The sequence below is a fragment of the Dietzia sp. NPDC055340 genome, from assembly GCF_053645335.1.
The window spans coordinates 159,621-171,230 of the sequence record NZ_JBSHML010000004.1 but is presented as its reverse complement, the minus strand read 5'-3'; the positions used below and the strand labels follow the sequence as shown (position 1 = coordinate 171,230).

The following is an 11,610-nucleotide window of genomic DNA, read 5'->3' as shown; positions in this document are numbered from 1 at the left end:
ACGACATCGCCGGTGGGGACGGATGGCAGCGACGCCGGTCAATCGTGGAGAGGGCCTGCTACCGTCCGATCACATTGATGGGCGCGGCCGGGGGAGAGATCGATGACATACGACGGGCACGGTGGCGGGGCAGGCTGGGGTGGCTATCAGCCCGAACAGAAGCGCGGGATCTCCGGCCCGATGACGGCACTCATCGCCCTGCTGACAGTCCTGGTGTTGGCACTGCTCGGTGTGGTCGCCTATCTCTTCCTGCGTCCTGGCGGACCCTCCGGAGACGGGCAGGCTCGAGGTGTGGTGGCCTCGTCGTCGTCGACCACCGCGGCGCAGCCTTCGCAGTCCCCGGTCACCGAGACCGCCTTCACCACCCCGCCGCAGCGCGAGACGGTCACGGTGACCCGCGAGGCGCCCGCGCCGCGCCCGAACCCGTCGGCGGGGTACCCGTCCGGCGCGGACTACTCAGGGTGGCTGGGCAACCGCCAGGCCCGGTGCAACGCCGGCGACCCCGCGACAATGATCGGAAGGACCACGCAGGCGTCGTTCTCGATCTGCATCAACCCCGACAACGGTCGTTACTACTACCGCGGGTCGGCCGGCGGCTCCGGGGTCGAGGTGGACGATCCGGTCGTGGCCGGCGGCACCGCGACGGTCGCCAACAACGGCGTCGTGTACTCGATCAGTCCCGCGGGCATGGTGATCTACGAGGACGGCGCCGTGATCTCCAGCCAGTCCATGGTCTCCTTCTGGGCCGACTGACCTGCGGCAGATCAGCCCGTGGGTGCGAGCGTGGCCACGTCGTCCACCGCCCGGCGAAGTTCGCGCGACGCCGCGCAGTCCCCGAGGCGCTCGCCGACGGTGTCCGCGATCGCCCGGTAGAACCACAACTTCTCGTCCGGCCCGGCGTTGAACAATTCCCACATCGCGTCACCGAGGCGACCGTGCGCCGCGACCATCGATCGCAGGTTGTGGATCTTGTCGGCGGCCGAGATGAGCAGGCACTCCGGGGAGTCGTCGGCCAGCTGCGCGAGGTAGCCCTCCTTGCGCACCTGCCACGGCGGCGTCTCCTGACCGGCGGTCTTCTCCTCGGAAACTCCGCGCACCATCTCGGTGACGCGCTCGCCGAAGTCGGCGGTCATGTCGGCGGCCGAGTACACCGACGGCGGCACGTCCTCCAGCACGTCGTGGAGCAGCGCGGCCACCACAACGTCCTCGTCGGTGGTGAAGTCGGAGACGATCATCGCCACCGCGACGGGGTGGGCGATGTAGGGCGTCGGGTCGTCCTTGCGGGTCTGGCCGGCATGGCATCGGGCGGCCACGGCGAGCGCGCGGTCGACGGTGGGGGTCCAGGTGAGTGGGATGAGGAACTCCTCGGGGGAGAGATCCCGGCGTCGGGCGACGCCGCCGGGTGGTGGCCGCGGAACCGGGGTCCCGGCCACACCCCGAGTAGACACCACGGGTCCGACACGACGGCATCGCACGCCCATCCGTGCGGTGGGCCGCTAGTGTCGGTGCGGTCCGGCGTTCCCGTTCCCGGACGGTCGGGAGCAGTGTGAGTACCTCGATTGTGTGGTTCCGCCGTGATCTGCGGTTGGCGGACCATCCAGCCCTCCTCGCCGCTCTCGAATCCACGGATGAGGTGCTGCCGGTGTTCGTCCGTGATCCGGTACTGCTGTCTGGCGGAGGGGAACGGGTGGAACGACTCGAGGCGTCCCTGGCGGCACTGTCGGAGTGCATGGACGGCAGGCTGGTGGTGCGCACCGGAGACCCGGCGGCGGTGATCGTCGACCTGGCCGACGAGGTCGACTGCCGGCAGGTGCACGTCTCGCGTGAGCCGTCACCCTACGGTCGGCGCCGTGATGACCGTGTCCGGACCGAGCTCGAACGCCACTCTCGCGAACTGGTGGAGACTGGCTCACCGTACGCCGTCGGACCTGGACGTATCCTCAATCGCTCGGGTGAGCCCTACAAGGTGTTCACCCCGTTCTCGCGCGCATGGCACGACCACGGGTGGCCTGGGCCGGGTCGCCTACCAGCGGACGTCACGTGGGCCACGGCACCGGGCGAGGGGATGATCGGGCGTTCCTCCGGAGCCGGCGAGGCCGCTGCGCTCGACCGCTGGCGCGCGTTTCTCGCCGAGGATCTGGCCGGCTATGAGGAGGGGCGAGACCGTCCTGATCTCGACACGACCAGTCGACTGTCAGTGCACCTCAAGTATGGCGAGATCCATCCACGGACGATTCTGGCCGAACTCGCCGCTCACCAGTTCTCCTCCGGAGACGGGGCGCACCGGTTCGTCACCGAGTTGGCGTGGCGAGAGTTCTACGCCGATGTCCTCTGGCATCGACCTGATTCGGCGTGGGGAGACCTACGCGACGAGCTGTCCGAAATGCCGTATGACGACGGGCCGGAGGTGGCTGGTCTGGTGGAGGCATGGAAGGAGGGGCGCACCGGGTACCCGTTCGTGGACGCGGGGATGCGGCAACTTCTCGCTGAGGGGTGGATGCACAATCGCGTCCGGATGGTGACCGCGAGTTTTCTGGTCAAGGACCTCCACGTGTGGTGGCCGGTGGGCGCACGTCACTTCCTGTCCCTGTTGCTCGATGGCGACATCGCCTCCAATAACCACGGGTGGCAGTGGGTCGCCGGGACAGGGAGCGACGCGTCCCCGTTCTTCCGGGTATTCAACCCGGTTACCCAGGGGCGACGGTTCGATCCGCAGGGTGATTACGTGCGGCGGTGGGTTCCCGAACTCGCCCACCTGCAGGGAAGCGATGCCCATGAACCGTGGAAGAACTCCGCAGGGTACGACCACGGGTACCCGGAGCGGATCGTCGATCACGCGGAGGAGCGCCGCGAGGCACTGCGCCGCTATGAACTCGCACGGGACGTGTGACGTCCGCATATGTGTGTAGACGGCATCGTTTCGTCGTTGTCGCCGCAGTGGAGGTCGGCGCCTCCCGGAACCATTCGCGGTAGTCGCCCCGTCGTAGAGGCTGACGCACTGTGATGACGACGACGAGGTGAGCCCAAGTTGGCGCTCCGGCGGGAACGCTGTTCGGACCGGCCGTCTGTATGCGGACTGGCCTCAACCTCTCGGCGCGGTGGTCAAAAAGTCTTGGCGTCGATCACGAAGCGGTAGCGCACGTCCGAGCGGACCACGCGGTCGTAGGCCTCGTTGATCTTGTCGGCCGCGATCAACTCGATCTCGGCGGTGATCCCGTGCTCGCCGCAGAAGTCGAGCATCTCCTGGGTCTCGGGGATGCCGCCGATCATGGACCCCGTGAGGATCTTGCGCCCTCCGGTCACCGACCCCGCGCGCAGCGACATCGGCTCGCTCGGGATCCCGATCTCCACCATCGCTCCGCGGGGCTTGAGCGTGCGCATGAACTGGTCGAGCGGCAGCTGAGCGGACACCGTGTTGAGGATGACGTCGAAGGTGCCGATCAGGTTGCGCAGGTTCTGCTTGCCCTCGTCGCCGGCGGTCGCGTAGTGCTCGACGGCGCCGAAGCGCAGCGAATCGTCCCGCTTGGAGGTTGTCTGCGACAGGACGGTGACCTCGGCGCCCATCGCCACGGCGATCTGCACGCCCACGTGCCCGAGGCCGCCCATCCCGACCACCGCGACCTTCGAACCCGGGCCGACGTTCCACTGTCGTAGCGGCGAGTACATGGTGATGCCCGCGCACAGGAGCGGCGTGGCGGCGGCCGGATCGAGACCGTCGGGGACGGAGACGACCATGCGCTCCTCTACCACGATGTGCGTCGAGTACCCGCCCTGCGTGGAGGCGCCTTCCACTGAGTCCTCGGGCAGCGGGGAGCCGTAGGTCATGACGGCCCCGCGCTCGCATTCCTGCTCCTGGCCGGCTTCGCACGAGGAGCACTCGTGGCAGGCACCCACCATGCAGCCGACGCCCACGCGGTCGCCGACCGAGTGCCGGGTGACCTCCGAGCCGACCTCGCGGACGATGCCGACGATCTCGTGACCGGGCGTCGTCGGGTACATGGTTCGCCCCCACTCGCCGCGCGCGTGGTGGATGTCCGAGTGGCAGATGCCGGAGTACTCGATCTCGATGAGCACGTCGTCCGGGCCGGTGTCCCGCCTGTGGATCGTGGTCTTCTCCAGAGGCTTGTCCGGTGCGATCGCGGTGACGGCGGCGACGTCCATGTGAATCTCCCGTAGCTCGAGGCAGGTGCTCTCGCCCACAGTAGTTACTGACGTGACACACCTGCAGCCGCCCCGGTCGGGGCCGGTGGGCGCGGGTCAGCCTCCGGGGGCACCTGAGTCGCCAAGGGTAGGTGAGCCAGAGATTGCTGACACCCGTCAGGCGCCTGTCTATGATGTGGGTCACACCCCTCCGCCAGCGAAGGATCCCCATGGCCGACACCGTCCGCGAACAGCTCCTCCGTCACGCCGAGTCCGACCGGACGGCGATCCACTTCGAGGACCTCGAGATCAGCTGGCGCGACTACCTCCGCGGTGCGGGCAAGCGGGCGGGCGTGATCACCGAGGTTCTCGACGGGACCCGTCTCGACAACGCGCAGCCGGACTCGGCCCGCCCCCGCCACGTCGGCACGCTGCTCGAGAACACCCCGGAGATGCTCTACGCGTTGGCCGCCGGCGCACTCGGCGGCTACGTCACGGTGGGTATCAACGCCACCCGCCGCGGAGACGGGCTGGCCCGGGACATCCGGAAGTCAGACTGCCAGGTGATCCTCACGGATTCGCAGCTCAAGCCGCTGCTGGACGGGCTGGACCTGGGCGACGTGAGCGTGATCGACACCGACTCCGACGAGTGGGTCGCGCTCGTGGAGGCCGCATCCCCGCCGGAGAACCCGCCCACGGTCGAGGCCGGTGACCCGTTCATGCTCATCTTCACCTCCGGAACCTCGGGCGCGCCCAAGGCCGTGCGGGTCGGGAACTTCACGGTCACCATGTCCGGCGAGTCGCTCGCGTCGACCTTCGAGCTCACGGCCGACGACGTGCTGTACGTGTCCATGCCGCTGTTCCACTCCAACGCCATCATGAGCGGCTTCTCGCCCGCGATCGCCGTGGGCGCCACCATGGTGCTCGCGCGCCGGTTCAGCGCGACCCGGTTCGGCGACGACATCCGCCGCTACGGCGTGACCTACATGAACTACGTGGGCAAACCGCTCGCGTACATCCTGGACACCCCGCCGCGGCCCGACGACGCCGAGACCACCCTGCGCGCCGCCTTCGGCAACGAGGCCGCCCCCAAGGACATCCCGGCCTTCGCGAAGCGGTTCGGCTGCACCGTCAAGGACGGGTACGGCTCGACCGAACTCGCGATCATCATCGTCCGCACCGAGCACTCACCGCTGGAGTCCATCGGGGAACCGTTCCCGGGAGTCGCCGTGTACGACCCCGTCACCGGGGTCGAGTGTCCCCGGGCGATGTACGACGACGACGGCGCCGTGACCAATCTCGACGAGTGTGTCGGCGAACTCGTCAACACGGAGGGCGCCGGCTTCTTCGCGGGCTATTACAACGACGCCGGCGCCACCGACGACCGCCTGCGCGACGGCATGTACTGGTCCGGTGACCTGGCCTACCGCGATCAGGATGGCTTCGTCTACATGGCCGGCCGGAGCAGCGACTGGCTGCGCGTGGACGGCGAGAACCTGGCCACCGGCATCGTCGAGGAGATCCTCCTGCGTCACCCGGCGGTCTCCCGCGTCGCGGTCTACGGGTTGCCCGACCCGCGCGGGACGGGCGACCAGTTGGCGGCGGCGATCGTTCCGCGACACGACGCCCGGATCGACCCGGCCGGGTTCGAGGAGTTCCTCGCCGCCCAGGCCGACCTGTCGCCCAAGGCGTGGCCGCGCTGGGTCCGGGTCGCCGACGAGCTGCCCACCACGGCGACCAACAAGATCCTCAAGCGCGAGCTGATCACCCAGGGCGTGGGCGGCGCAGCGGTCGACGGGAGCCAGCCCGACACCTGGTGTGAGCGCGAGGAGCGCGGAACGGCGTACGCCGAGCTCGCGGCCACGCGGGCGTGACGGGACCGGCACTGCTGGGCGCGTAGCTCCCGACCCGAACGGTGCCGCGTCGGGGCCCCTGGACGTAGTCTCTGCGCATGAGATACGCCACCTCCAAGACGGTCCGCTACTGGGCGATGCCCGCCGCTCTCGGCACGATGGGCGTGCTGCATTTCGTGGCACCCAAGCCATTCGACGGGCTGATCCCGCCCGAGCTGCCCGGCAGTCGCCGGGCCTGGACGTACGGCTCCGGTGTGGTCGAGCTGGCAGTGGCCGGGCTGCTGGCGAACCGCGACACGCGCGCGCTCGGTGGCGCGGCCGCAACGGCCCTGTTCGTGGGCGTGTTCCCCGGCAACCTGCAGATGGCGCGGGCGTGGCGGGGTAAGCCGGTCTGGCCGTACCAGGTGATCGCGTGGGGGCGGCTGCCGCTGCAGATCCCGATGATCATGGCCGCCGACAAGATCCGCCGCGACGCGTGAGCGACCCCGGCGCGGGCGGGCGCCGGGGCCCCGGCGTGGGTCTGGTCCTGGCGGCGGCGGGCTCGGCGCTCCTGGTCGTCGGGCTGGCCGTGGTAATCCTCCTGCTGGTGCGCGGGCCGGCCGGGGACGGGGCCGACACGGTCGCCACGCCGACGTCGGGGGCCGCCACGACGAGCGTCGTGGACGGGCCGCCGGGCGTCATCGAGAAGTGCAGCGACTCCGGTGAGGCAGTCCTGCCCAGATCGGGTCGGGGAACTGAGGCCACCAGCTGCGCGTTTGCCGTCGCGGTCCGCAACGCCTACTTCCGCACCGCCCGCCCGGGGGATCCCGCGATGGTCGAGGCGGACAGCCCGACGACCGGCCAGAGCTACGAGATGGGCTGTATCGACAACCACAACAACGGCGGCATCATCTGCCGCGGGGGTGACAACGCGGTGGTCTACCTGTACTGAGTGTCAGGCCAGCCGCGCGAGGGCGTCGCGCTTGATCTCGTCCGGCGCGAACGACGCCTCGACCGACGACCGTGCGCACTCGGCGAGATGTGCCGACGCGATCCCCATCCGCTCCTCAGCGAGCACGTACTCGTCCACCACGTCCACGCCGAACAGCAGCGGGTCGTCGGCGCCGATCGAGCACCGCACGCCCGCCTCCAGCAGGGTCGGCAGCGGGTGCTGCTCCAGCGAGGGGTACACGCCCAGGATGACGTTCGAGGTCGGGCACACGTCCAGGCAGGTCCCGGTCTCGGCGAGCAGCGCGAGCACCCACGGGTCCTCGACGGCCCGCACCCCGTGCTGGATGCGGTCCACGCCCAGCTCGACCGCCGCCCGTACCTCCTCGGGGCCGGCCAGTTCGCCGACGTGCGGCACCACCCCGAGCCCGGCGTCGCGCGCGATCGCGAACGCCTCCGCCGCCGCGGTCACCGAGCTGTCGCGCTCGTCGTTCACCAATCCCACGGCCACCACGCCACGGTCGGCGAAGCGTGCGGCCAGGCGGGCGCCGGCGAGTGCGTGATCCGGCCCGGCGCCACGGTCGATGCTGACGATCGCCCCGGTCCAGACACCGTGCCGACGCCCCGCCTCGGCGGCCGCGGGCAGGATGAACTCCAGCGCCTCCTCGGCCGTGGCGAACGCCGCCGACTTCTCGGGGATCGACGCGTACTCGAGCGCCACCACGCCCTGCGCGGCGGCGTCGGCCACCACCTCGTCGAGCAGCCGCCCGACCCGCTCGGGCGTGTGCAGTAGCTCGATCAGCACACCGTAGGCGTCGAGGAACCGCGTGAAGTCGCTGAACTCGACCAAAGGCGGCACCGCGATACCGTCCTCGGAACACCACTGCCGCAGCGTCGCCTCGCGCATGGCGGCCTCGAGGTGGACGTGCAGGTGCGCCTTCGGCAGCGCGACGTAGTGGTTCCGGGAGGGATCGGTCATCCTTCGTCCCGGAGCCCCCGTGCGTCGTCGGCGACGTCCTGGTGGGTGAGGGGATCGGAACCGTCCCAGCAGGAGATGTTCTTGGCCTGAGGCAGATCGTCGCGATGGAAGACCGGGTTGTGGCCGGCCGCCTTCTGCTTGAGGTAGTGGTGCAGAAGTGTCACCGCCAGGCCGCCGAGCGGGAGAATCGCCACCAGGTTGATGGTGGCCATGAAGCCCATGAACAGGTCGGCCAGACCCCACACCAGATCCACGGAACCGAGTGATCCTCCGATCACCGCGAGCAGCACGAGGAACCGGAATGCGGTGATGGTGCGCGGGCTCTCGCGCAGGAAGTTGATGTTGGCCTCGCCGTAGTACGAGTTCCCGAGGATCGAGGAGAAGGCGAGGAAGAAGATCACCACCATCAGGAACGGCACGCCCCAGTCACCGACCTGGGTGGCCAATGCGTCCTGGGTCAACGTGATGCCCTCCCTGTCGCCCCCGAACTCGGGATCGGACAGCAGGATGATGAACGCGGTGGCCGAGCACACCACGAGCGTGTCGAAGTAGACGCCGAGGGACTGGACGAGGCCCTGCTTGACGGGGTGGGAGACCGAGGCGGTGGCCGCGGCGTTGGGGACCGAGCCCATGCCGGCCTCGTTGGAGAAGAGGCCGCGCCTCATGCCCTGCATGATCGCCGCGCCGATAGTCGCGCCGGCGACCTCTCTGAAGCCGAGCGCCTGGCCGACGATGAGGCCGATCATGTCGGGGACCTCAGTGATGTTGATGGCGACGACGACGAGCGCCACAACGATGTAGGCCACGGCCATGACCGGGACGATAATCTCGGTGACCGCGGACAGGCGGCGGATTCCGCCGAAGATGACCAGACCGGTGACCAGGGCCAGTCCGATGCCGATGAGCAGGCTCGCGGATGTGCCGCTGAGGCCGAACTGGTTCTGGACGGATTCGGAGATCGAGTTGGCCTGCACGGCGTTGAACACGAATCCGTAGGTGATCGTGATGATCACGGCGAAGGCCACGGCCAGCGGCTTCCAGCCCAGCCCGTCCCGGATGTAGTAGGCCGGGCCGCCGATGTACGAATCCCTGCCCTTCACCTTGTAGAGCTGACCCAGGGTCGACTCGATGAACGCCGTGGCGCCGCCGAGGATCGCGATCAGCCACATCCAGAAGACGGCGCCCGGGCCGCCCACCGTGATCGCGATGGCGACCCCCGCGACGTTGCCGGTGCCCACGCGAGAGGCCGCCGAGATGGTGAAGGCTCGAAATGCCGAGATGCCCTTCTTGCCCGATTCGATGTCGGCCGGTTTCTCCGTGATGGTCCGGAGCATCTCGGGGAACATCCGGATCTGCACGATCAAGGTGGTGGCCGAGAAGTACAGGCCGGCGACGAGCAGGAGCGCGATGACGCCGTACCAGTAGATGTCGTTGACATTCGCGACGAGGTCGGTGAGGTGGGTCACGAATCGACACTAACGGATGGTTCGCCGCGATATCTCGGGTCCGCACCCGCTTGTGGGGAGGAGAGCGCGACGGCACGTAACCTGGGCGGGTGGCTGAAGTCGAAGCGAGCGTCCGTGGTGACAGCGACCTGGCGCCCACCGCGCCGGAGGTCGCCCTGCTCTTCGAGGGTGGCGGCATGCGTGCTGTGCACACCGCCGGCGTGGTGGAGACGCTCATCGAGGCCGAGATCCACGCCGGGCTCGTGGCGGGCATCTCGGCGGGCTCCACACACCTGGCCAACTACCTGTCGCGGGACGCGGTGCGGGCGCGCAAGAGCTTCGTGGAGCTCGCCGGGGACCCCAACTTCGGCAACTGGCGCAGCTTCGCCCGGGGCAAGGGGCTGTTCAACGCCGAGTACATCTACGAGCAGACCGGTCTGCCGGACCAGGTCCTGCCGTTCGACTTCGACACCTTCGCGGCCAGCGGCACCGCCGCGCGGATCGGGACGTTCCGGTGCTCCGACGGCGAGACGCTGTTCTGGACCGAGGACGACGCCGCCACGATGCCGGAGTTGATGAAGATGGTGCGATCGTCCTCGACCATGCCGGTGTGGATGCCGCCGGTCCTCATCGACGGCGAGTATTACGTGGACGGCGCGCTGGGGCACGACGGCGGCGTTCCGCTGTCCGCCGCCCGCGAGGCCGGGTATGAGAAGTTCCTGGTGGTGCTCACCCAACCGGAGGGCTTCCGCAAGGTGCCGCCTCGTCGTCTGACGCCGTTCTATCGGTCGTACTTCCGCCGGTTCCCCGCCGTGGGCGAGGCGCTGTTACATCGGTGGGCGCTGTACAACGAGACGCTGGACGAGATCGACGCGCTCGAGGAGGCGGGGCAGGCCGTGGTGTTCCGCCCAGAGCAGGTGAAGATCCGCAGTTACGAGCGCAAGGTCGACCGCCTCGCCGAGGCGTACTCCCTGGGCAGGGAGCAGGCCCGGCGAGAGGTCGACCTGTGGCGGGAGTTCTGCGGGCTCTAGGTGTACTGCCCTCGCAGGTTGTGTACGCGGTCTGCGGGTGAGGCGCCTCGTAGCGCGGTGTGGCCGCGGTGGAAATTGTAGTGATGCAGGAACGCCGGTAGGCGAGCCGCGCGGTCGGATTCGCTGACGTACGCGGTGGCGTAGGCCCATTCCTCGAGCATGGTGCGGTTGTAGCGTTCGACCTTGCCATTGGTCTGCGGCCGGTACGGGCGGGTGCGCTTGTGGGCGATATCGCCTCCGAGGGCCTCGGCGAAGGCGTGGGAGCGATAGCACATGCCGTTGTCGGTCAGGACCCGCCGCACAGTGATCCCGGCGTCGGCGAAGTAGGCGTGGGCCCGGTGCCAGAACGCGGCCGCGGTCTCCTTGCGCTCGTCTTCTAGGAGCTCGCTGTAGGCCAGGCGTGAGTGGTCGTCGACGGCATTGTGGATGTACCAGTAGCCCATCCCGCGCCTGCTGTTGCGCTTTCCCTTCGCGCGGCCGTGGACCTTGTGCCCGCCGCCGTCGGGGATGCGGCCGAGTTTCTTGATGTCCACATGCACCAGGTCGCCCGGCGCCTCGTGCTCGTAGCGACGCGGGCGCCTCGTGTGTGCCCGGACTGGGGCGCCGGTGGCCGGGTCGGTGAACGCCAACCTGACGCAGCCGTAGCGGGACAGGATCTTGTGCACCGTGGACGGTTGCATGCCCAGGTGGTAGGCGATCCGGGCCGGGCCCCACCGGCGGGATACGCGCAGACCGAGCACACGTCGTTCCCTCCGCCGCGGAGTGCGGGCCGGGCTGTGGTGCGGGCGGCTGGAGCGGTCGACCATGCCGGCCTTGCCCAGTTGCCGGTACCGGCAGGCCCATTTGCGAGCGGTGGTGACCGAGACACCAAACCGCTCCGCCGCTCGCCGCGGTACCCAATTGTCGACGACGACACACCGAGCCAGACGCAGCCTTCCCGTCGGAGTCAAGGGCGCGTTAGCGTGGGACATGAAGACCTCCGTTGTGAGTGTGGTTGCTTCGTCGCTTTCACACCTCACACGGAGGTCTTCCTCATGTCATCCCACCATGCCGACCAGCGACACAACGTCCGTGGTCAGTACATCTAGGACCCGAATAGCGCCGCGCCCCCGGCGAGGGTGCTCAGGATATATGCCGGCAGGTGGAGGAATCCGTCGATCGCGGCGGAGCCGAACGGCCCCGGGGCGATCTCTGCGGACCCGCTCGCGAGGCTTCCCCAGAAGTCAGAGAACATC

The 11,610-nt window shown here is 68.9% G+C and carries 12 protein-coding genes; 6 read left to right on the top strand and 6 right to left on the bottom strand.

Annotation, left to right across the window (positions count from 1 at the left end; all coding sequences use genetic code 11):
• Nucleotides 1-102: 102 nt before the first annotated feature.
• On the top strand, nucleotides 103-753 hold the full coding sequence (locus ACWIFB_RS04195) for a hypothetical protein (protein WP_454057411.1): 651 nt from the start codon (nucleotides 103-105) through the stop codon (nucleotides 751-753).
• Between the two features lie 11 nt (nucleotides 754-764).
• On the opposite strand, the gene ACWIFB_RS04190 is transcribed toward ACWIFB_RS04195, so the two are convergent.
• A complete protein-coding gene (locus ACWIFB_RS04190) occupies nucleotides 765-1,433 on the bottom strand; it encodes an HD domain-containing protein (protein WP_454057410.1) in 669 nt (222 codons plus the stop codon).
• Nucleotides 1,434-1,546: 113 nt separating this feature from the next.
• Between ACWIFB_RS04190 and ACWIFB_RS04185 the strand changes: the two genes are divergently transcribed.
• On the top strand, nucleotides 1,547-2,890 hold the full coding sequence (locus ACWIFB_RS04185) for a cryptochrome/photolyase family protein (protein ID WP_452100931.1): 1,344 nt from the start codon (nucleotides 1,547-1,549) through the stop codon (nucleotides 2,888-2,890).
• 212 nt (nucleotides 2,891-3,102) lie between these two features.
• Here ACWIFB_RS04185 and ACWIFB_RS04180 read toward each other — a convergent pair whose 3' ends face one another.
• Complete coding sequence (locus tag ACWIFB_RS04180) at nucleotides 3,103-4,161, bottom strand: NAD(P)-dependent alcohol dehydrogenase (RefSeq protein WP_452100930.1); 1,059 nt, start codon at nucleotides 4,159-4,161, stop codon at nucleotides 3,103-3,105.
• Between the two features lie 209 nt (nucleotides 4,162-4,370).
• Between ACWIFB_RS04180 and ACWIFB_RS04175 the strand changes: the two genes are divergently transcribed.
• From ACWIFB_RS04175 to ACWIFB_RS04165, 3 genes are all read left to right on the top strand, one after another.
• Nucleotides 4,371-6,014 (top strand): AMP-binding protein, encoded by a 1,644-nt coding sequence (locus tag ACWIFB_RS04175; protein WP_454057409.1) that lies wholly within the window; start codon nucleotides 4,371-4,373, stop codon nucleotides 6,012-6,014.
• A 77-nt stretch (nucleotides 6,015-6,091) separates the two neighbouring features.
• On the top strand, nucleotides 6,092-6,472 hold the full coding sequence (locus tag ACWIFB_RS04170; protein WP_454057408.1) for a DoxX family protein: 381 nt from the start codon (nucleotides 6,092-6,094) through the stop codon (nucleotides 6,470-6,472).
• Nucleotides 6,469-6,924, top strand: a complete 456-nt coding sequence (locus tag ACWIFB_RS04165; RefSeq protein ID WP_454057407.1) for a hypothetical protein — start codon at nucleotides 6,469-6,471, stop codon at nucleotides 6,922-6,924. The genes ACWIFB_RS04170 and ACWIFB_RS04165 overlap by 4 nt, the downstream gene beginning before the upstream one ends.
• Nucleotides 6,925-6,927: 3 nt before the next feature.
• Here the strand turns inward: ACWIFB_RS04165 and add are convergent, their stop codons facing one another.
• Together add and ACWIFB_RS04155 are read right to left on the bottom strand one after the other, a co-directional pair.
• Nucleotides 6,928-7,899 carry an adenosine deaminase gene (gene add, locus ACWIFB_RS04160; protein WP_454057406.1) on the bottom strand — a complete coding sequence of 324 codons (972 nt, stop codon included), beginning with the start codon at nucleotides 7,897-7,899 and terminating at the stop codon, nucleotides 6,928-6,930.
• Complete coding sequence (locus ACWIFB_RS04155; protein WP_454057405.1) at nucleotides 7,896-9,365, bottom strand: alanine/glycine:cation symporter family protein; 1,470 nt, start codon at nucleotides 9,363-9,365, stop codon at nucleotides 7,896-7,898. Before ACWIFB_RS04155 ends, add begins: the two co-directional genes overlap by 4 nt.
• A gap of 89 nt (nucleotides 9,366-9,454) precedes the next feature.
• Here ACWIFB_RS04155 and ACWIFB_RS04150 point away from each other — a divergent pair, with 89 nt between their 5' ends.
• Nucleotides 9,455-10,375 carry a patatin-like phospholipase family protein gene (locus tag ACWIFB_RS04150; RefSeq protein ID WP_454057404.1) on the top strand — a complete coding sequence of 307 codons (921 nt, stop codon included), beginning with the start codon at nucleotides 9,455-9,457 and terminating at the stop codon, nucleotides 10,373-10,375.
• On the opposite strand, the gene ACWIFB_RS04145 is transcribed toward ACWIFB_RS04150, so the two are convergent.
• Together ACWIFB_RS04145 and ACWIFB_RS04140 are read right to left on the bottom strand one after the other, a co-directional pair.
• Nucleotides 10,372-11,346 carry an IS481 family transposase gene (locus tag ACWIFB_RS04145; protein WP_454057403.1) on the bottom strand — a complete coding sequence of 325 codons (975 nt, stop codon included), beginning with the start codon at nucleotides 11,344-11,346 and terminating at the stop codon, nucleotides 10,372-10,374. The two genes, ACWIFB_RS04150 and ACWIFB_RS04145, sit on opposite strands and share 4 nt — an antisense overlap.
• Nucleotides 11,347-11,459: 113 nt before the next feature.
• Nucleotides 11,460-11,609: a hypothetical protein gene (locus ACWIFB_RS04140; protein WP_454057402.1), complete on the bottom strand. Its 150-nt coding sequence runs from the start codon at nucleotides 11,607-11,609 to the stop codon at nucleotides 11,460-11,462.
• Between the last annotated feature and the right edge of the window lies 1 nt (nucleotide 11,610).